21 protein-coding genes are annotated in these 21,659 nt (G+C 48.4%); 2 read left to right on the forward strand and 19 right to left on the reverse strand.

The features are described from left to right. Positions 1-24: 24 nt before the first annotated feature. The 5 genes from ACO0LD_RS07930 to ACO0LD_RS07950 all read right to left on the reverse strand — a co-directional run bounded on the left by ACO0LD_RS07930 (position 25) and on the right by ACO0LD_RS07950 (position 4,799). Positions 25-1,707, reverse strand: coding sequence for a hypothetical protein (locus ACO0LD_RS07930; RefSeq protein WP_423005445.1), 1,683 nt, complete (start codon positions 1,705-1,707; stop codon positions 25-27). Between the two features lie 26 nt (positions 1,708-1,733). Beyond that, entirely contained in the window at positions 1,734-2,903 is a 1,170-nt protein-coding gene (locus tag ACO0LD_RS07935; RefSeq protein WP_423005447.1) for a hypothetical protein, read from the reverse strand. A gap of 16 nt (positions 2,904-2,919) precedes the next feature. Then, entirely contained in the window at positions 2,920-3,462 is a 543-nt protein-coding gene (locus ACO0LD_RS07940) for a hypothetical protein (RefSeq protein ID WP_423005449.1), read from the reverse strand. A 231-nt stretch (positions 3,463-3,693) separates the two neighbouring features. Continuing rightward, a complete protein-coding gene (locus ACO0LD_RS07945; protein WP_423005451.1) occupies positions 3,694-4,314 on the reverse strand; it encodes a hypothetical protein in 621 nt (206 codons plus the stop codon). Continuing rightward, entirely contained in the window at positions 4,311-4,799 is a 489-nt protein-coding gene (locus tag ACO0LD_RS07950; protein WP_423005453.1) for a hypothetical protein, read from the reverse strand. The genes ACO0LD_RS07945 and ACO0LD_RS07950 overlap by 4 nt, the downstream gene beginning before the upstream one ends. Before the next feature lie 207 nt (positions 4,800-5,006). On the opposite strand from ACO0LD_RS07950, the gene ACO0LD_RS07955 reads away from it, so the two are divergent. Next, complete coding sequence (locus ACO0LD_RS07955; protein WP_423005455.1) at positions 5,007-5,519, forward strand: hypothetical protein; 513 nt, start codon at positions 5,007-5,009, stop codon at positions 5,517-5,519. A gap of 92 nt (positions 5,520-5,611) precedes the next feature. Continuing rightward, on the forward strand, positions 5,612-7,861 hold the full coding sequence (locus ACO0LD_RS07960) for a DotA/TraY family protein (RefSeq protein WP_423005457.1): 2,250 nt from the start codon (positions 5,612-5,614) through the stop codon (positions 7,859-7,861). 308 nt (positions 7,862-8,169) lie between these two features. On the opposite strand, the gene ACO0LD_RS07965 is transcribed toward ACO0LD_RS07960, so the two are convergent. From ACO0LD_RS07965 to ACO0LD_RS08030, 14 genes are all read right to left on the reverse strand, one after another. Continuing rightward, positions 8,170-9,183, reverse strand: coding sequence for an HNH endonuclease (locus ACO0LD_RS07965; protein ID WP_423005459.1), 1,014 nt, complete (start codon positions 9,181-9,183; stop codon positions 8,170-8,172). Between the two features lie 27 nt (positions 9,184-9,210). Continuing rightward, on the reverse strand, positions 9,211-9,462 hold the full coding sequence (locus ACO0LD_RS07970; protein WP_423005461.1) for a hypothetical protein: 252 nt from the start codon (positions 9,460-9,462) through the stop codon (positions 9,211-9,213). A 540-nt stretch (positions 9,463-10,002) separates the two neighbouring features. Continuing rightward, positions 10,003-11,103, reverse strand: coding sequence for a hypothetical protein (locus ACO0LD_RS07975; RefSeq protein ID WP_423005463.1), 1,101 nt, complete (start codon positions 11,101-11,103; stop codon positions 10,003-10,005). A 4-nt stretch (positions 11,104-11,107) separates the two neighbouring features. Further along, complete coding sequence (locus tag ACO0LD_RS07980) at positions 11,108-11,752, reverse strand: YcbK family protein (protein ID WP_423005465.1); 645 nt, start codon at positions 11,750-11,752, stop codon at positions 11,108-11,110. 8 nt (positions 11,753-11,760) lie between these two features. Beyond that, the gene (locus ACO0LD_RS07985) at positions 11,761-14,307 is read right to left on the reverse strand and encodes a type IV secretory system conjugative DNA transfer family protein (protein ID WP_423005467.1); all 2,547 of its coding nucleotides are present in this window, start codon (positions 14,305-14,307) and stop codon (positions 11,761-11,763) included. Between the two features lie 101 nt (positions 14,308-14,408). After that, on the reverse strand, positions 14,409-15,194 hold the full coding sequence (locus ACO0LD_RS07990; protein ID WP_423005469.1) for a hypothetical protein: 786 nt from the start codon (positions 15,192-15,194) through the stop codon (positions 14,409-14,411). Positions 15,195-15,235: 41 nt separating this feature from the next. Beyond that, entirely contained in the window at positions 15,236-16,393 is a 1,158-nt protein-coding gene (gene icmP / locus ACO0LD_RS07995; RefSeq protein WP_423005471.1) for a type IVB secretion system coupling complex protein DotM/IcmP, read from the reverse strand. Next, the gene (locus tag ACO0LD_RS08000) at positions 16,371-16,898 is read right to left on the reverse strand and encodes a lytic transglycosylase domain-containing protein (protein ID WP_423005473.1); all 528 of its coding nucleotides are present in this window, start codon (positions 16,896-16,898) and stop codon (positions 16,371-16,373) included. The genes icmP and ACO0LD_RS08000 overlap by 23 nt, the downstream gene beginning before the upstream one ends. Positions 16,899-16,908: 10 nt before the next feature. After that, on the reverse strand, positions 16,909-17,451 hold the full coding sequence (locus ACO0LD_RS08005; protein WP_423005475.1) for a hypothetical protein: 543 nt from the start codon (positions 17,449-17,451) through the stop codon (positions 16,909-16,911). 23 nt (positions 17,452-17,474) lie between these two features. Then, the gene (locus ACO0LD_RS08010; RefSeq protein ID WP_423005477.1) at positions 17,475-18,053 is read right to left on the reverse strand and encodes a hypothetical protein; all 579 of its coding nucleotides are present in this window, start codon (positions 18,051-18,053) and stop codon (positions 17,475-17,477) included. Continuing rightward, complete coding sequence (locus ACO0LD_RS08015) at positions 18,050-18,778, reverse strand: hypothetical protein (protein ID WP_423005479.1); 729 nt, start codon at positions 18,776-18,778, stop codon at positions 18,050-18,052. Before ACO0LD_RS08015 ends, ACO0LD_RS08010 begins: the two co-directional genes overlap by 4 nt. Before the next feature lie 10 nt (positions 18,779-18,788). Then, positions 18,789-19,406, reverse strand: a complete 618-nt coding sequence (locus tag ACO0LD_RS08020; RefSeq protein WP_423005481.1) for a hypothetical protein — start codon at positions 19,404-19,406, stop codon at positions 18,789-18,791. 11 nt (positions 19,407-19,417) lie between these two features. After that, positions 19,418-19,879, reverse strand: a complete 462-nt coding sequence (locus tag ACO0LD_RS08025; RefSeq protein WP_423005483.1) for a hypothetical protein — start codon at positions 19,877-19,879, stop codon at positions 19,418-19,420. A gap of 356 nt (positions 19,880-20,235) precedes the next feature. Beyond that, entirely contained in the window at positions 20,236-21,009 is a 774-nt protein-coding gene (locus tag ACO0LD_RS08030; RefSeq protein ID WP_423005485.1) for a hypothetical protein, read from the reverse strand. Between the last annotated feature and the right edge of the window lie 650 nt (positions 21,010-21,659).

Raw genomic sequence — 21,659 nt, forward strand, 5'->3', positions numbered from 1 at the left:
TCTTTTCTCTTCTATAAACCGTCATCAGCACGCGTTGATGCCAAATTTCTTACGCCAGAACTCCCAATACATCTGGCCATTGATTTGCTCCAGAGGTACGCGCGGGCTCATGTTTCCCTGTATGGCTTTTTTTCGTGCATCAGATAAAGGTGCACCTGTTGTAATGTTGTCGTAAATCTGTTTAAAACCAGAGGCACCCATATTGTGCATGCCATACAAGACAAACACTGGTGGCACTCCCTTCACCCCATTCGGGAAAGTGGCACCAAAAGCGGCAATATTGGCTATCGCATACTTTTTCGCAGCAATACCGTTTTGATAGGGCTCAAATACCTGATCGGGCAGCAGGCCGCTCATGCCGACGTCAGCCAGTGCCCCGGCGCCCATCTGATACAGACCGTAATAATGCGCGGGACTGACAGCCGACGGGTTCTTGGTCGACTCTACATAAGCATAGTAATGCCAGGCAGAACGCGAGATACCAAATTGCAATAAAGGCGTGCCAGAATCGCCATTGGCAAAGGAATTATTGATGGCCGTATTCACATCGGCCTTGCCCATTTTTTCATACTTGGCAAAGTCAGCACTGGCAGCGCAGCGCGAACTCGTATCTGCTGAGCCCGTTGTTGTCGACGATGGATCAAGATTAGGATTGGCGTCAGCAATCTGACTTGCCACATCGGCACGTGCAGAATTATCTGCATTGAAAGCCACTACGACTTTGCTGCGACGCGCGATTTGTGAATTCAGGGAATGCGCCACAGTACTCATCCTGGCCTGTATGACGTTATTGCCACCCGAGAAGGCTTTCCTGGCGTCGGAGTTATAGGTGTCTTCGTTGTAATCGCTCGCAGGATAATTTCCCATACCCATGACATTCTCAGACCAAACCATGCCAGCACGTTTTTCTTCTTCCGACAGCTGCGTGGTTTTTGCTTCGCCTGTCCTGATATAACCAGGTGGCATGACATCCAGATTTTGCAGGTGGTCTGGTGCAGCAGCTTCGCAAATGCCATTGAATACGTCTGACAGTGTGCAATAGGTGGTTGAATGTCGGAAGTAACTCGCTTCTGCATCGGCCATTCTTGATGTGCGCATGCTGTTGATCAGGCGCGTATTCATCGCATCGGTTGCAATCGCCGTGCCGGAAGAAATCAGCGGGGTCACCTGTGTTTGTGCGACCAGTTCATTACAGACCTTGCTGGGCATGGTAGTCCCTGTCGCCTTGATCAGCGTAGCAGCAACAGCTTCCTGCGGGCCACGGGGGGTACTGCCAGGCAGTCCAACCTGGGTACCATACAGGAAAGACTTACCCTGCAACATGGAGGCCTCGCCATCATTCTCAACTTTATTGCGTGCGCCATTCAGTTCTATGGCAGCAGCGACCTTTGCGCCTGCCCCCCAGGTTTCTGGCAGCAGTTGATAATTGACCAGGCCGGCAACAGCCAGTGTGACCGCAGAGACGGCTCCCGAAATTGCCAGTAGTATTGCTGAAGTGGCCTCGCCTATGGCGAGCAACATTTCTGGCGACCATACCTCACAAATGATATCGTATTCATACAAACAGACAACCGCCGAGGCCGGCTTTGAAATGAAGACCAGGGGCAGCAACAATAAACTCAGGGAAAGCAAGGCATAACGCCGCAAGTTCGTTTTCCTGGCGGTAGCCGGGTCCCTCGATTTCTGTCTGTTGAAATAATTGCGCATGAATTTGATCGCTCTTTTTATTGCGATTAAGGAGTAGTACCGATTGCACGCAAAGCCGATTCACGATTTTTTGCGTAGTTCGGATTCAGGCTCACAGCAATTTCATTCAATATCGCCACTTGCGTTGCCATATTTTGTTCAACCCGCTCTTGCTGCACATAGGATTGATAATCCATCCAGCTCTTGAATGCCATCATCTTGTTCAATTCACGCAACAAGCCATTGGTATTGTATTGAGACAAAGTCAGATACCAGGATTGATCGACAAAGCGGTTTTCGACAAAAAGCTTCATGGCCTGCAAGGGCGACAATGCTGTAATACCGGGTGCGACAACGCCCATGGATTCTGGTGTCAAACTTTGATCAACCTTGCGCATCATCGCGCCATTTTCCATCGTTGCCAGTGTGACAGACGCACGCGCTGCATAGGTATTGTTTGCCGAAAGCCATTGTTTGCCAGCTGCTGTCTTGGAAATCTCATCTACATTACTTGGCGTATTCGGCGGCTCACCGACAACATTGACAGCAAAACGCGAAGCCGCGATAAGACCTGCATCATCCAGTGGTTTATCAGCAGATGCCAGTACCGTCTTGGAGGCATTTACCGGCGCTTGATAGTAACGCTTGGTTTGCGCACTGGTATCCATATAAATCATATCGTCCTTATAGCGTTGCGCCATCTCTTTACGGATGTCCGACGAGCCATTACGGAAATAATTTACTTTTTCCTGCACACTTTGCGAATCCGGAGTAACACCACCAACAGCCGAACCCAGCGTGCTTGAGGATGCCAGGTCATAACAGTTACGCTGACCGTTCAACATCGGGTCTTTGATATTCAACAGGGCGATGGCGGCGGCTTCATTGATCTTGATGTCGCCATCGACAGCAATCTTGCCTTCTGCCAGCACCTTGGCCCTGGCACCATTCATTTCAACCGCAGCCTTGACCTTGGCACCAGCCCCCCAGATTTCAGGCAAGATTTGCAGTTCGACGATTTCCGTCATTGCCGCAATAATCGCGGTAGCAGCAGCCGTAACCGCACCGGCGACTGTTCCACCAGCAGATATTGCGCCGGCTGCCGCCAACGCGCCATCGCCGCAACAGGCGTCAGCGCGCAAGGGAATCAAGGCAACAGGAAAAGCAATTGCACATATAACTGCACCTGCCACCAATTTTTTATTTAGCTTTTTCATCGCTTAGCGCCTTTACTCATAAACCTGGGATCGTCGATTGTGATTTGGCAGGTGCCGCAGCCGCTGGCGGCGGTGAATATGCCGGCGGTGCAGGACTCGGTGGTGGTGGCCCTACACTCACAAAACTGCCAAAAGTGTTCACGCCAGACTGGTTAATACCTGAGTTCACGGTATTGACTGCATTGCTAACTGCACTATTCCAGGCACCTGTGGCTGCAGCACAAATTTTCATGATGATGTCGTTGACCAGTTTATCGATCAGCTGATTCAAGATCGCTTCAAAAGCAGCGGTAAAACTGAAACTGGTAGGCAAATTAAATGCCACTGAAATCAGCTGGATATTATTCAGACATGAATTGATGGAATCATTAAACCGTTTGACCGGGTCACCAGGCGCAGCCGCTATTGCGACCCCTTCCGCTGCAGCAGCGATGGCATTCTTATTTCTTTTATCACAATCATTTTGTGCCTTCCCTGCGGCTTCGCTGGCACCGTATGTAGAGGCTGCCCGCATGGTTTTCTGCGTGTTGGCATCGAATACTGGCAAAGTTGAATCCACGTTTCCAGTCGCACCTACAGGTATAGGAGTATCTGCGCGCGCCATTACAGGCATAATGCCGATTGATACAATCAGCAATCGGCAAATCACATTTTTCACAATTTCTCGCATCTCTAAGCTCCTTGCTTTCATATTGTTGTCTGAGCCAAATTAATATAAATCCATCCCCGCATCCCAATTACTGCGTCCGCCTGAAATCTTCAGGCCCAACGCAGCAAGCACGGCGCACGATTACAAACCCGGTATAGCCGAAGGTGGGTTCGCTGGTGGCGGTGCCATGGGTGCAGGGCTGACTGGCGCAGGCCCTACACTGACAAAACTTCCAAACGTATTGATGCCTGATTGATTCACACCTGAATTGATGGTATCTATCGCGTTACCAACTGCCGAATTCCAGGCGCCTGTCGCCGCAGCACATATTTTCATGATGATTTCATCGACCAGCCTCTCCATCAGTTGCTTGAGTATTGCCTCAAACAATTGAGTAAAATTAAAACTGGTTGGCAAACTTAGTGCAGCGGAAATCGTCTGGATGTTTGCCAGGCAAGCATTCACACTGTCATTGAGTTTCTGCACATGGTCACTGGTTGTCATTGTTGTTGCCATGCCCTTGCGCCCATCATCACCTGCTTTTTCAGCCTTGGTCGCACACAATATGATCTTTGCGTTATCGGTCTGGTTTGCACCTACCACTCCATTTGCTTCCAGGGTTTTTTGGGCAGTCGCATCAAGAGTAGTAATAGTCAGGTCACCCACACCAGACATACTGTCTGCAACACATAATCCTGGCAGCAGCGCCATCCATGCCAGGCCGGCAATCATTAGCAGCTTGTGAAAAATAAACTTCATCATGCCACCTGTACGCAGCGTTCAATGGCCGCCTGCACTGCCGCCATACGTTCAGGGGCAAATACAGTCTGCAACAAAGCCGTCTTTCTGGCGAAACGCAGCCTGTCCATCAAAAGCTTGAACGCCACACGGTCAATTGCCGTTACTCCACCTTGCTCATAAAGGTTATGGGCTTCACGCAGGAAATCAAATTCAAGCTCAGGAAACCCGGTTTCGAGCCAATACACCAGGCGCAAGGCTTTGGATGAATGCAGGTAAGCGATAACGACAAGGAAGTCGTTGATGAACTCAGACTTCTTTCCTGCGCGCAAAGCCAGCGACAGCATATCCGGCATTGCCAGCATCAATGCCGCGAGTTCATCATCCAGAGAACCGTCAATGTCGAGCACCCAATCTTCAGTCGCATCCATTGCGCCAATAATATAGGGTGCCCCGGGCGAAACCTCGCTCCAGTACTTCTCCAAGCCTTTACTTGTTAAATCAACCATATATTATCCATGCCAGAAAATACAACACTGACGCATTATAACTACAGAATTATTTAAAGAAAATACCATTGTGTTTTTAACTTTATTTCAAAAAACCATTCCATGTAATAAGTTTTTTAAAAATATTATTTTACTTGTCGAGTTTTTACCATCAGGTTATCATTAATAATTAAAAAAGTGAAAGTAAAAAACTTAATGGCGGTGAATTTGAACAATCAACCAATCAATCAATCAACATTAAGGAGTGCAAATCCAACAACATCCGAAGCCGGGGAGGCTGATGATGAACTGGGTGAGCATTTACAAAAACACAAAGTGATAGAGGCGGCTCACCATATCGCCGATGTCTTGCTGGGTCCGGTTGGTGGCATGTTGGTTGCCCAAACTTTGCACGTGGCTGACATGGCCGCAGAGTTGTATGGCCAGCCAAATACGAACAATGCAAATACCATCCCTTTGAACCAGCCTCATTTGACGCTGAATGGGGTGCCGACAGCAAAACCGGTATTGGTGCTGGATGCCAATGATGACCCGCGGAATCCTGGCAAGAAGTTGAATAAGAAACCGAGTGAAAAAGTGGTCAGTGAAACCGAGAAACGCTATCACGAGCGAGCCTTCAGTCAGGCTATGGATTTGACGCCGGCCATCCAGTTGCCTTCAGACCGACCGGGTATGCCGACCGCCACGGCACGCAAGAGAAAACGTATTACACCAATTTAAAAGTATTTAGGGATGTATGGACGATTTGAAATCATCCCAACAAGAACATTGCCAGAGTCGCCAACAAGCATTCAGCCATTAAAGAGATAACTATGCGGATACCAAAACACTTTAGTAAATATGCCGTGCTTTCACTTTTATATTTCTTTCAGGTGACGAGTGCTTATGCAGGCAATTTCTGGGTACCCACAAAAGGGGCTGACGACTATTCGATAATGATCCTGAGGTACATCTTCGGCGACGTCGTGAAAAATATTTATGACGGCAACATAGCCTCCAACGGCACTCACATCCTTTCCAGTTTGCTAGGTACGATGAATGCTGGCGTTCTCGTCATTGGCATGATTATCATGGCCTACACTTATATTGGCGGGGCTGTACATACTGCCAAGGATGGAGAGTGGCTGGGCAAAAAATGGGACACCATGATGGTTCCATTACGTACTGCTGGCGGCATGGCAATGTTGCTGCCCACAGTTGCAGGTTATTCTTTCTTGCAAGTAGTACTGATCTGGGCTGGATTACAGGCAGTTGGACTGGGCAGCACAATCTGGAAGACTGCATACAAGAATATCGGTGAGCAAGCCTCTATCGCGCCCCCATTTCTGGCTCCAAATAAAACTGCAAAACAAGTATTTCTGATGGTAGCCTGCAAGCAGGCGGGTGATATGTATGGAATGAAAATCACTCCTAAAGTTACGGACGGAAAAATTATTTACGCCGCCGAAGGATCGCAAGACGCAGGCAGCGCAGGCTATTGCGGCACCATACAGTGGAGTGCATCGAGTCTGATAACGAAGCTGGCCAATGCAAAAAACACCCTGATTGGTTGCGACAATTTCTTCTCTAGCGAGACAGGCTGCAAGACATTGCTGGCAGATACTAGCGGTCAGCCATTCTCAAAATTCAACGTAACCGGTTTTGAAGCCGTGAATTTGTTTGACGATGCGGACAAGTTAGCTTTTGAAGCAAAAATGCGTGAGGAGCATGGAATAATTATCGAAAATATGCTCAAGAATCCCAAACTCATAGAGATGGCTGATGCCTTGCTACTGTCATCGGATGCCTCCAAAGTTGTGATGCTTCCAGGTCCGGGTGGCACATACCAAAGCACACTTTCAGACATCCAGCTGCAATACGAAAAAGATTTGATAGCAAAAATTCAGTTGCACATGAAAGCAATTTTGTTAAAAAATGGCTCCATTCAGGCTCTGTGGGTAAGTCAAATGCAGGCAAAAATGGAAGATGCCGGATGGCTGCACGCCGGTTCTTTTTACATGAAGATCGGCAACTTGAATAATGCCATTCAAAATGTGATCAATTCCTCTATTTCTACCGCTTATACCATCCCCAATATTGCAGGTATGCAGAACGAGAGTCAGAATTCCGCGTTCTCTGTTTTTCTGAACAATATCCAGCAAGCTATTATAGGAACAAATGATCTTGCGAATAAGATAGAGAGTAACACCCCTGCAAAATTCGATATATTTGATATCAGAAAAACCTGGAATAGCATCACTGACGGCATCTCCACAGGCATGTTGAAGTTTGCCATGGTGGGTGAAATCGGAAAAAATGGCCTGGACCCCCTGATACAGCTGAAATCAATTGGCGATACTGCCATCGTGGCTGGTGAAGTCATGCTGGTGCAAGGTTCTGGTGCCTTACCGTTTGGTGAAAAATCCGGCAATGCTACCACCATGTCGATTATTTTGGCGGCCCTGACAGGAATCATGCTGAGCATGGGGATGTTCCTTGGGATAATTTTGCCCATGCTCCCCTATGTATTTTGGATATCTGGTGTCGCCTGGTGGTTAATCTCATTTGTTGAGGCTGTCATTGCAGCTCCAATTTGGGCAATTGCGCACATGCACCCGGAAGGACACGATATCGCTGGCCGTGGCTCACCTGGTTACATGTTTGTTTTGTCTATCCTGATACGTCCCGCATTAATGGTTATCTTCCTGTTTGCCGCCATGTTGCTCATTAAGCCCATCATGACTGTCGTCAATCAGGGTTTCTTTCAATCCATTTCGAATATGACTGAAGGCTCGATGGTAGGCATCATGACTTTACTGGGAACGTTGATACTCTATTCCGGCATAACGACCAAAATGATTATTACTGTGTTTGGCATCATCAATACCGGACCGGACAATATCATGCGCTGGATAGGCGGCAGTGATTCCGTTGGCACTCAGGCGCAATCAACAGCAAGCAATATCCATCAAGGCGTGGATGCTGCTGGTGGCCAGGCTGCGGGCGGGGTCGGTAAGGTTGTCAATGGGATTGGCGGCAAGATGGCTGCCAAACGTGGCAGCGTCGTGTCCACCGCGCAGTAATCGCTTCATAATATGCAAGATGTCATCCCTGCCCCAAATGAATGAAGGACATGGGTGACATCTTGAATTCAGGTGTTTTGTGCTGAACAGTAGAAATACAAACCGTAATACAGCAGCGCGCCAATCTCGTTTGCCCGCAGGCGTATACTGATGACTGTAAGTGGCACTTAACTGAAAAAATCATTATTGGTCTAATCATGTTCTTATAAGCAAATCAGGCCAAATCTGTCAGCAAAAACAAAAACGCCATATACATTCTAAAAGACTGTATATGGCGTTTTGCAAATTCTCATTAACAACTCTGGAATTCAACCCTCTGTTTGGGCACCTGCGATAGAAAACAACTTCATGCTATTCAATGGGAGCTGGGATAGAAAAGGCAGTTTGGAACCGACCTCACGACCCCGCTTTGGGCGCTTTGAGGTATTGTTGCCCTCCCCGGGAAACTGCAAGCCCGTGCCGTCCAGCATATCCAGATTCAATTCCCACGATTTTTTCGAGCGCTCTTTCCAGACATGCATGGCATGCTGGTAATACGTCAATGCCTGTGCTTTGCTCCAGCCATTGATTTTTGCTAATTGGGTCATTGCGACTTCAAATTCTTCATCACTCTTTGCCCTGCTCAGCTCTATGTTTTTAACTGAGTGGCAACGCGGACATAAACTCATCAGTGCAGTGATTTTTTGTGTGCCCCTGGTTTCGTCATATTCAAACACCTCATGACATTCAACTGGATGCTGATGGCCTTGTTCAAAACCATTTTCAAGGCAGATTTCGCAGCGATATCCGGCCCGCACAAAGACAGATTTTTTGAGCCGGTTGAAATCTGCATGTCCAAGATAACTGCGGACACTGGAAAAACGGCTGGAAAATGGTACGGGCTCTATGGAAAGTACGGGACGGCTTAATGGTACTTGAAGCAGACTTTCGGCACCTGGTGTCGTGGTAACGATGGTGGGGCGCAAGGCAGCTGTTCTTTTTAATTCTTGCTGCAAAGCAGGCAGTTCATTTGCCATCACACCAATTTCACTGGTATGTTTATTCACTGCACGCACATACGGAAATATATTGGATAGCTGTGTCAGGCCAAAATTCAATTCATCCCTGAAAAACATTCCCTGCTCTTCATAGAAGTCTTCGCGAGCCAGTACGCGGCGCTGGGCCAGCGATAATGGGCCCAGCAAACACAGGCGTTTACTCTGGGTATCAGGGTCATACGCAACCACCATACGTAAGGTGTGCATCGTCAGGTCCGCCCACTTGGTCAGTGGCTGGGCTGCGGTTTCTGAAGATTTCAAGTCCTCATTCATGATTTTGTTCACTGAATGCTCCAAACTAAAACGCTTTGATCAATCTTTCTGTTCCGGGTCTTGCTGTGCACGTTTTTTTAACTGATCGCCAGAGCGCCAGCCAGTCACATCGGCCTTAACGCCATGCACGATGTTCCTCCCCAACTGACGGACAAAACGCAAGCACGAAATAATCACACCAATGATGAGCTTGCGCGGCCTGGCCGCTTCAGGGTTAAGTTCAGATTGCTGATCAAAGCCATATATAACAAGGCAAAGCAATACGACTACCAAAATCCAAAAGTACAACATATCTACCTCACACCGTCTTTTTTGGCTGAGGCACTCATTTTCATGGGCTCCTCATTGTTACAGGTAAAAATGTCCGCATGATGAAAAATGCTGACTCTCTTATCCCAATTTTGGCTTAAAAAGACGGAAGTTGCCGTAGAATAATAATAACTAATACGGAATCTTGGCAAGCGTTTAAGCCTCATATCTTAACCTAGAGGTTGTGAACAAACCTATACCGCAGCATCCAAAGTGGTTTGGCTATTGTTTCTATTTGCAAGCACCCTTGACAAAAATGAAAATAGTCAATTAGCAACGTAGCGAGCCACTTCCTGATTGCATTACTCCTCCCTTTAATACTGGTGTTTGTTGCTGGCACCTCACTATGAAGCTCTGCTCATCTGGCCCACATGAATTGCAAAACCCAGGTGGTACCGGATGACTGGTTCCAGGCAATTTTGCAGCCCTGGTTTTTAGCTTTTTTAAGCTCATATACATACCGAAGTATGCAAAATACTGCCTTAAATATCAGCAACAGCCAGAGTCAGGAAACATTTGGTTTCAATTTTTCCTGATCATACGTTCGATCTGCTCGACTTCAGGTTGCTCAGGGACAATGAAAGCATTGCGCTCGCCACCACGTTGATAAATCAGCAGAGGAGTTCCTCTAAATCTGGTATCGCGTAAGAACAACAGATTTTGTGACAGCGAACGCGCCATCCTGTCATCTGGAGCAACCGACTTGATGGTTTTCGTGAACATTTTCTCGACGATATCGGTTTCACCACGGTTCAACAAGAAATAGGCTGCCATCTGTGCTGACGGGCTTTGCATATTATTGCCGCTCAATGAAATGACGGGAATCCAGCGCACACGCAAGAGTCCACGCTGTACATAAGGTCTCAGCATTTCCCAGGTTTTATGGCAATGCGGACAGATAGGATCGAAAATCACATACACGATGTTATTGCCACTACCCTCTTCTACCCATGCAGTGGATTTTTCTGCTGCGGCAAAAACCTTGTTCTTGAATTCGGTAGGAACAGTTTCCAGCTCACGGATGGATGTGAGCATCTTGTTTTGCTCAGCAATGGTCTTATCGACTTCGCTTGCCCCCACTGCACCCGCTGCGCCCATTGCAGGAGCTGCCGGGATTGCCTGGGCAATGCCTGCCTGTTCAGCCAATTCGATTTTGGTAACAGAACCACCGGCAGAGTTAAAGACTTCACCCGCCGCAAGGAATTTGCCATTGGCGGTTATATAGAAAATCTTTTTGCTGCCATTGCGCTCGACTACCAGGCCTTTGAATCCTGAAGAAGAGCGGAATTCTTTGACGACATTATTACCTTTGCCCTGCATGATGCGATTCCAGTCCGGAGCAGACTTGGGGGCAACGCTCTTTTGCGACAGCGGCAAGCCATCTTCCCCAAATAATTCGCCTGAAAAAAGATAGTCGCCGTTTTCAGTCACATAAAAGGTCTTCTCGGTGCCGCCCGCTTCTATTACCAGACCACGGAAACCTGATGGGGAAGAAAATTCTTTAACGACTTTGTTGCCACGCGTCGTCATGATTTTCTTCCAGTCAGTTGCAGCCATGGCCGACAGGGAGAGCGATACCCCCAATGCCATGAGAATACTTTTTAATATGCGGTTCTTTTGCATTACATCATGCCTTCCATAAATTCGGCTTTCCCACTACATCAGTGTGAACAAACCCACGTTTTTTATATAAGCCAACGCCGCCAGCCTTGAGGCTGAGGGCAACGCCGGCAAGATCTTCCACACTTACACCATCCAGCCAGCCGTCTGCCGCACCTGCATATACATGTCCGGAATCTGCTGCCGCACCTTCGGTCTGATCATTAGTGACCCAGGAACGGTATCCAGAAGTCAGGTGGTAATGACCATGTATGCCCTGGTTAAACCAGAAGTGACTTTGCACTGCCGTAATCAGGGCAGCCAGGCGCATATCTACCTGGACCACTCTGGCACTTCTGACGTCCCGCAAAAACCAGCACAGGCGCTTATAGCCTTCTGCATCGATACGGCCATCCTTACCCCAGAGGATGAAGTCGGCACGCTCCGCTGCATGCCACTTTGAAGCCTCTCGCGTTAAATAAACGCGGCGCAGTATGCGTCCTTCACCAGATTTTTCGGGATAGTAGTAATCCGGACTGAACAATTGCACAGCTGCGGCACCCGCCGTAGCGGGCAATATCAAGCCTGCTGCAACGGCAAAGGATTTTGCCAGGAAATCACGTCTGGGTGATTGCTCTGTGCTGGGTTCCATGTTATCGGACAGCCTGTTCATTGTCACAATTACCTGGCAGCGTATTTCTTGCTGAATGCTTCGATCAGGCTGCTTTTGCCGCTACGCCTTGCCGGTGTCGGCTGGCAAGCATAAGAGGCATTGGCGACAATGGCTTTCATCAAGTGATCAGCATCATTTTTTGCTTTAAAGGGGTCAACTCCCAAACGCATATCCATGGCCACCAGCGCTGCATGAGTGTGGTCCTGGTCTATCAGTATTTGTGTCAGCCTGCCCTTGCCGGTTTTTTCTTCCATGGCATACAAGTCACTCAGCGTCGTCGCAGTCTGCCAGCCAATTTCATAAGCGCTTGATGGGGCCAATTGTTCATGCATGCCGGCTTGTACTTCTGCCGCCCACGGCGCGACTACTACCTTGCTGGCATCATCGAGACTGTCATTGTTGCGGCCAAAAATACTGACGACGGCGCCATCGAATTCTTGCTCCGTGGCCTTTTTCTTGCCTGTGCGTTTGCCAAACAAAGCGCGGGCTGTACGTTGTTTGATGTCCGCATCTGGTGCAGTCTGCGGCAGGGTTTGTGTCGCTGTCGCTTTGCTTTCAACTGAGGGCGTCGCCGTCACTTGTTCGGCGACCTTGGGGGCATTCGCGCTGGCCACTACTTCTTCTGCAATCACAGCTTTTTTCGCGGCCTCTGCCTGTGCGGCTGCATCCGTTTTCTTTTTCAATGCTTCAGGCGACAAATCCCATTCCGCCATTTCACCGTAAGCAGGTGGTTTGACTTTAATGAAATGATTCAATCTGTATTTACTCAGCAGATTACGTTCATCCACCATGCCGCAAGAAAACATTCTGGCGCGGATAATTCTGGACTTGAACAGGATATGTGCCTCACCCGGAGTTTGTTCTTTCAAATCCTGCAGGGAACCGCGTGAACGCTGCTCCATGGTGGCGTTCATATTATCCATATAGTTAGTGGACATGCCATTGGTGCTGGCCTGCATGCCACCCATGACCATGACGTCGGCCATACCTACTGATTTTTCAAAAATCTCATAGGTGCGCTCGGCATCTTCGAGTTTCATGAAGATCTTGATATTGCAGTTGGCGGCAATGGAGGCGGCATCTTCCTTCGATGCCTTTTCAAAACCAGGCATATCCTGGCTGGCAAAGACCATGCTGAAACCCAGACTACGTGCCTGCGCAGGCATGACGGCGACACCGGGTACGGCATAAGCGCCGTACTCATCGAGTATCGTTACAAAGGGCGACGGTGCATTGGTAGGACGATTGTCCAGCACTTCCATCTTGCTGCCTTCCATCTGCGCACCCAGGGTGGCGGCCATCATGTTTTTCAAACTCATGATGACGACTTTACCCAGATTGGCCAGCTCATCTTGTGATTTTTCCAGGGCGGGTAGCAAGACCACCAGGATGCGGCGGTTGACGACGACGTCGTATAAATCAACTTCACCCAGATTGGTTTTGAAGATATGACCAAGCGTATCTGACAATGAACCCAGTACGCGGGTGAACTGCATCTGCAGATAACCATGCTGCTCCAGCGTGGTGGCTGACTGGTCAGCGCCCTTCTTCTCTACAAAGCCAGGCAGGGAACTCAGATAGGCCTTGATGGCCGCCTGGGCACGGTCAGACAATTTGATGGGCGTGCCATCTATAGGGTTTTTTCCGTTCGATAAAGCGACGATATATTTCAATTGCATGAAGTCGCGTATGACTTCCACATCCAGCAAGATACGGCCAGCATCACGCAGGGACACCAGGGCGATCATCAAACCCGTCAGCAAGGAAATCGCACGACCTTTCCACATGTCGCCACTGCCACCAGAATCACCCATCAGACCGACCAGCAGTTGGGTCAGCGCGTCAGATGCACCAAAAGCAAAGGGGTTGATGGTGTTGGATAACTTGGTGAGTTGCGGGCCTTCAATATCACGTGAGCCGGTACCAAAATTGATGATGAGAAAATCATCTTCCCTGCCCATGGCACGGCTCATGGAGAAGATCGTGGCAAACAGGCTGGCATCGCCTTTACCATCGACAAAGATAAAACCTGAGCCTTGCATCAGGGCGTTATAAGCCATGGATACCAGCGCCACGGTCTTACCACTACCGGTAGAACCAAAGATCAGGATGTGGGTACGCAAGTCATCATTATTGAACCAGAGTTCGGCATCGTCTTTTTTGCGGTTGCCAAAATGCGAGATGCCCTTGGCCCAGGTTGGCTTGTCGGTGGCGGGATTAATTTCTTCCGGATCGATAATGCCTGAACGCCCTTTGCCCTCATTTGCAGATGCGTCATACGCCGTCGACATGGGCATGCGGAAAGGCAGGCTGTAGTGCTTGAAGCTGGAGCGTATGTACAGAAACAGCAAAATACCGAACACAACGATGTATTCATGCCAGGTAGGCGAGATCATGGCGGCCGCACCGATCACAAACATCAGGATGCTGGCAGCCTCCGGCTTGAAAAGAATATCTTCTTTTATTCTTTGTAACTGCGGACGCGTGTCACGCCGCCGGTGATGGGCCTTGACCTCATTTTCCGGCTCTAGACCTGACTGTTGTGGTTGGGCCATGCTTCCCTCAATACTCGATTATGTCAAAAACTTCACGAACTGCGTCTTGATCACAGTCCCGCGTCATCCATGCATCCATGCACTATTCGCTTTAGCTGACATCAGAAACCGAAATTTCCCTGTGCCTGCTCTGGCTTGGCGGCAGCGCTTGGCGCGGGAGCTACCGGTGCTTGTTCCATCACTGCGGTAGGGCCACCCAACATGGAAGAAGGATCTGGCTGCGCCTGCATTTGTGATGTTGGTTGTGACATCAGTTCGCTGCCTACCGTGCGGCTACGGTTGATGTTTTCCATCTGCCGTGCAACTTCAGGATTGCGCATTTCCATGCTGGTGGCGATTTCATCCAGGGATTTTTGTGGAGGACGCTTCATCGTCGGTATCGACAATACCAAATACATGACTATCAGGAAGCCCAGGATTTTCCAGAACCTGGTTTTCCTGGCATTCAGTTTAGCCAGCTTGCGCAAGGCCAGGCCGGCACTTTGCATATTGGTGAAAGAAGCCAGTACCATGCCGTTTTCCAGCGCATTACCCTGCCTGACGATAAGGTGATAAGCATCATTCTTGAGATCACTGACAAGGCCGGTAGCGAGTCTGGGCAAGATGCGGTCAAGCTGGGCTGCAGGGATGGGAGCAGGTACAGACGCTGCGTCCAGTTCATTGGCAACAACCGGGCTCGGCGGTGCCGACAAGGTAGAACCGCTTTCTATAGAGAATATAGAAAAGCCTCTTTCTATGGAGGGGAAGCGTATGACATTGGCCACTTCGACTTCGCGCGCACCTTCCAGCAAAATTTTTCCAAGCACGGTCAATTCCTGGGAATTGAAATTCTTATTGACCTGTATAGCCTGATAACTTTCAAAACGATTGATCAGATTTTGTAACATTCCATTTTCCTAAATAAAATCATGTTGAATTAGACTAAACATCACACTTGGCTGCCGTAGGTATCCAGGTATTCATCCAGATAAGACTCCAGGCCATCCAGTGCAGTCTTGACATAAGGCCGCATCACTTTCGAGCCTGACTGTAATTCAGCCTGGTAATGGGCGAATATTCCTGCTGACTCCATCCAGCAGGTTCTGCGTCCCAGGGCATTGAACATATAAAACAGCGTCCGGTTCACTGGCTTGAGCCACAAAAACTCAGCCGAAGCTACCACACCACTGGTGCGCGCCTTATCCAGCAAGGCCAGCATGGCAGTCGCCATATAGGCATGGCGTGAGAGTATCTTTACGATGACATCGGTATTTTTATACTGATCAAAACAGCTTACGCCCAAGCCGGTATCAAATTTTGCCAGTGCAAGTTTGACTGCCAGGTCATTGTTGGCAACGCCAACTGCTGTGCTGGATGCTGACAATTGATTCAATATCTTCAATGCGGTTTTTTTGTCACCACTGATCTTGGCCATGAAAGAACCCAGCAATGCCTTGAGGTAGGGTGGCAAGTCATCAAAGGATACAAATTTTGGCCCCAGTTGCTTGATCAATGCGATCTCTGCACTGGCGCGGTCCAGACGGCGCTTATTGACGGGCAAACCACTGACAGGCGATATCTCCTGGTAGATTTCCCACAACTGGCTCTTTTCTACCCATTCCTTGGGTGTGGTACTCCAGGCCCAGCGGCCACCCTCAACAGGCATTTTCAAGAGATTGGCATCCAGCACTGGTGTAATGCAGGGCCACAAAGCCACTTCTTTTTTTGCCAGGCTAAACATATCCCAGCGGCGTTTGAAATTTTGCGAGGGATGTTTGAAAAAAATGTAGACACCCATGGCGACACACAAAAGCATGGCCGGTATCTTCGTGTATTTTCCTATCAGTTCACCGTTGGCAGCAAATTCGCCATATTCCACATTGCCGTAAGAAACACTGCCCATCCAGTCGACAGCGGCGCGCACATCGGCATCAAACAGACCTATCAACGGCCCCGTCACATAAGAGCGAAACAGGAAGACGGCGCCGACAATAAAACCCTTGCCGACAAACCAGAGTATCAGCACACCGGCAACAAATAACAACATGGCCCACAGGCCTTCGTTAGAAGTATCGTTACCGGAATTACCTGCTTGTGGTGGCGGCATGCCCTGCTCCTGCGATTAAATATTCCCATTTACCTTTGCTGGCATCATATAAAGCCAGGGACCGGAACCAGTTCAGAAATTCTTTGTCTTGCTGAATTACCTGATACTTTTTATATACATTACTTACATAAGCGGAGCGATAAGGTTCATTGGCCGAATGATACAAACCTATCGCACACCACACATCTGACTTGCAAGCGAGGTATCTGAGTTTGAAGATATTCGCACCTACATAGGCATTCAGACAGTTATCTTTCAGCACCCGGTTTAAAGGAATGCGGTGTTCCGCCAGATACTGCTTCCAGCTTGCATCGTTGATCTGAAAACGGCCATAATCTTGTGTGCGGTTTGCATTGCCTGAAGTACGTGCAGACGACCCGCGTTCTTGCGCATAAATTGCCAGCAGTGCCATGGACGGTACTTTGTAATACTCAGAGGCGCCTTTAATACAAGAATAAAAGGCTGGCTCAGACATGGTATCCACTGGCGCAATATAGGCATCCACAAACCTGTCCTCAATTATTATTGTGGTTCTTGTTCAAGTCGACGACCTTGGCAGATTCTTCGTTACGCATGCCAGCATCTGCACTTGATTTTTCACTCAGGCCTGCGCTGATTTCTTTGAAACTGTCAGACAGGAAAGGGAACAGAACCCCCAGATATTCAGCAAATGAAAACAGGGCGCGATGGCGTAACTGTGTCAGGCGAAAATGTGCGACCAGCCATCTGGTACCTATCATCAGCATGACTGCCAGTGAAGTGACGAGATGCGACCAGGGATTTGCTGAATAAGGTGCACCACAGGCGAACAGAAAAGCCACTGCAGTCAGCACGGCATAGATCATTGTTTCTTTTTTTCTGTATTCCACAAATCCGGTAATATCTTCTTCAGTCCAGCCAAGGCGATCCTGGGCCTCATTGAAACTTTCTTCACGTTCTGAACGCACGCTGGTAAACAAGCGTTTGAATGCACTCCGCGTAATACCGGCAGCTTTTTGGGCATCGCCAGAAGGAACAAGTTTGCGCCTGAGTGGTGATGTTTCTTTTTTTTCCGTCATTGGAACTCCACACGAAAGTACGACTAAGTATTCTCAGACTCTGGCTCAGGTAGGGGGGCAAGCACCATCTGGAATAAATCCAGCAAACCGTTGGCATTGACTATCTTCTTTTCTTCCAGCTCTTCAAGCAGACGTCCATCGTCTATTTCAAAACGCCAGTCTTTCACTTTGCGATAACTGTATTGATGCATGCGTTCTATGGCGTCATGTACAAATAATAAAATGACAGAAGGCGACACCTGCAAGCCTGCATCTGAAATCTGCGCGCGATAACCAGTGCGGCTTTGAAAGCTGGGATCAGGAATCCAGTCGATACCAAAACCCTGCGCCAGGGTGCCGCTTGCAGCTGGAACTGCATAATCGCCTTCAAAGAAGCTATCTTTATAATGCCGTTCTGCCAGATATAACATGGCCGGGAACAAGCCATCTTCACCATAGACCCAGTCATTTTCGCTACGGCCATAGACGATGCCATCATGTACGCGGCCATCGGCATTATTGGCAAAGAAAATGTATTGTGGCGCGAGCAGAGACTCCATGGTCTGGCTCAACAAAGGCAGGGCATTGATGCTGGTCGCTAAATTCATGGCTGGTGCATTCATTTGGCACGTATCTCCAGAATTTTCAGTTCACAGACTTGATTCATGGCATCCAGCGCCAGTTTTTTGTCGACCTTGCCTATCAGACCCAACTGCACTGCGCGGTTCTGCGGAGAAATGTAGTACTGGTCTTCAACCAGGGTAGCAAACAAGGTGCTGATGTACTGCATGGGCTTGCTACCCGCTTCACGTACAAATGGCAGGCGCATGACTTGCTCACTCAACTGCCTGGCCTTTTCTTCATAAGGCGGGAAAGCTTCGCCACGCGATCCGGCTAACAGCGCTCCCATTGCGACATCAGAAAACCCTGCGCAAATCTGGCTGGCCTGTGCCATGGAAAATACGGATGGCACACCGCTGGCGGCATCTTTCTGACCAAAAGGGTTTTGCGTATTTGCTGCCGGAGCAGCGGCAGGATTTCTATTAGCCATATCTTGCGAGTTACCGCCTGGCCTGGACATATCCAGCGCCTGCGCGCCAGCATTGGCAGGAGCATTACCAGACAAACCAAAATCACCAGACACCGGGACTGTTATTTCTTCGCTCTTGCCAGCCATGCCGGTATAAACCACCAGGGCACAGGAAAGTAAAATCATCCCAAGGGCAGCACTGCCAGCATATTGCAGCACTTTATACTTGCTGCGATTATCTGTGCCCGCAGGCATGTACATGCGTGTGCCCAATAACAACAAGCCAAGGACAAAGAAGGATGAGGCGGCGTAGACCATAGATTATTATTTATTTACCTGAACGAAAATAATCAGCGAAGGCTGTTTTTCCTGCCGCTTTTTCTGCTGCCAGACGCTCTTGTTCATCGCGCTGCACTTCTGCAGCTTCGGCTATCGCATCTCTTAGCTCTATGCGGATATAGCGCTCTTTTTCAAAAATTGTGATTTGCACGCTTTTTGTACGCAAGCGTTTGGTGTCTTGATATTGATGGAAATTATTTTTCCCTTCGTCAGAAAAATAACTCAAGTCTTCAATGGCGGCGTACAAGTTGCCGACAAAGCTGCCATCGGATTGCACATAAGGATCCCACCCAAGCGGAATACGTGACTCAAAGCGGAAGGCATAACGATGTGCCCAGGCATCCAGATGTTGCCCCATGGTGAGCCCGCGATCATAAAACCAGGTGTAATTCATGGTTACCGGATCTGCTTTGGCGTGATCTGCAGACTGTGGCGGCTCCAGCTTCATGTCCCGCATAAAAGGAGAAGGCTGCTTTGCCTGCAACTCGACGATGCCTTTAAAATTGTTTTCCGGGATGACTTCACGGTACTGAACTGTCGTTTGTCGCGTGGCGCAACCAGATACAGTAAGCGCTGCCACTACCATCACCATTGAAAAAACTCTCACCTGTCACTCCTCTAAACAGCGAATCCGACTTGATAATCCAGCGATACTGGCACGCGCTCTATTAAATTCACCGCATAGCCACCGGCCTGTTCCAGCTTCACCAAACCACAACCGTCGCGAAACAAGAAGGCCATTGCAAATGCCTGATGCCCATCCGAGCCATACAATCTGACTGCCTGGGCAATCATTTCATTCATGACATAGCGCGTGTTCAGGTGCAGGGACTTGATGTCATAGTCCAGTACTACCGCTTCCGATACCGCAATATCCACCTGCAATTGCCCAGTTGGTCTCGATAAAAAAATCATGCAGTTGTGAAAGCAAAATGGCGCGATTACCTCAGCATCCAATGCCATCTGCACATCCAGCAGATATTGCACGCAGAGCTGCACCGCCTTTTGCAAAGCGATCTTTTCTGCAGGCGGGGCAGTCACTGCCATTTCATGCACGTACAAATCCGGTTCCAGGCTCACAGCAGACGCTCTTTGCAAGTAAATAAAAAAGCAGCCATTGGCTGCCCCTACTATTCAATATACATATAGGTGATTGGTGAATGCGCCGGCTTTGATTTGTACAACCAGGTCAAACTGGCGACAAGCCGGACGAATGCGGATACAAGAAGTTTTCACATTGCCCGCCCGCACAGGGCAGGCAATCATGCTGCTAAAACATCTCTATCCAGTTGATTGCCATCCATTCATTTCGCGATAGCAAACTCTACGCAAAAGCAAGACAAGGAAATCATCAACTTTTAATTCGCATTTTGTGGCGCAGGCAGCAGCACCACCCCCATATATGAGGCAAAGTTTAGGCGAATGAAAATCAAAAGTCAAACGATTTTCCGCAAGTACCTTTCGGACATGGAAAAGCCTTCGGCGAGCAGGGCTGTGACGGCGTGATCATGCTCTTCCAAACGATTGCATTTAATCGCCAGTTCAGCAAAATTGGCAGAAAATGCCGGGATAGACCCGCCATACCGGGCCTCAACTATCCAGGCAACAAATTTCTTTAAATGCCCGTTGGCAATTTTTTTCTCTGACCACTCTTTAACACGTTCAAAATTATGCAAAACCAGCAGTTCAGGACGAGGTACTTTGACGACAAATTCCCCAATCGGATCAGAGCATATTTTGTCTTCGTAAAATTCATATTCGTCATTGGTCTTGAGCATTTCGTAGGGTGGATGCAGGGATTGCACAAGCATCAGTTTAATATCACCCTCGCCCAACTCCAGACCATAGGAATACTCACCTGCAACGAACACCAATGGAGGGCCAGCTTCAGGCGTAATAGCCTCTAGCGTGAATGCACTCGAATAACATAGCCCGGTCGCATTCTTGAAATGCAGGCTGGCCAGCCGGATTGCATGCCGCATCAAAATGGCCTTGCCATCTGCCATTTTGTCTGTGGGTATGTATACCCCGTGTGCCACACGCTGTATCAGCGCCTTTTGTGCCAGGTAGTAACTTTTATTTTTTGCGATATTAGTCCCGACTATCATCAGCTCAGGAAATACTTCATCCACAACCACGTCCTTGGCAGGTGACTTACGCCGCGCAATCGTTTTCGTGACTTTTTCTGGCACAGGTTTACTTGATTTCAATTACAGGTTTCCTCAACAAAACGATAATTACAAACTGAAACTCATTTCGATAAAATGAATCAGCTGATTAGTATATTCTGAATTAACTGTCGCTCTTCAGCTCACTTACGCACTTAGCTACATAGACGCAACACAGATGCTTTTTAAAATATGAAATCACACCGTTGACTGTTTGCATTTTTGACTTTTACATGTAAATAAACACGAAATACCGAATTCACTTTTGGCAATGTTATGGCTTTTGAGACAAATATCAGACGTCATTATGTTACATTTTGTAAGACCGCCGTCGTCCTTATGCCAAGACCGCACAGATATCAGACAATGCCTTAATTAGAAAACCCGGCGTAAGCTTCATTCGTATAACAGTGTCAACGAATCCAGTCATAAGACGTTTTGATTGCCAGCCCCCTCGCTCTTTTCAAGATAGTTTGGAAATAATGAGCTTGCTTTTTTTGCCTGTTGAAAATCTGAAAAATGACCCAATTTAAATGTGGTATGCCCAGAGAAATGAGTTTGCACTTATATCGCTTGATATGACAAACGTCAGGTCAAAAAAATCATTACACATCATATAGTGTGCGGTGCCAGCTACTTGTAGATGAAATGAAGCAAGGCCTGAAATACTGAACTACCTGCAGCAGGAAAGT

Source organism: Undibacterium sp. Ji83W (genome assembly GCF_049340385.1).
Classification (GTDB): Bacteria; Pseudomonadota; Gammaproteobacteria; order Burkholderiales; family Burkholderiaceae_D; genus Undibacterium.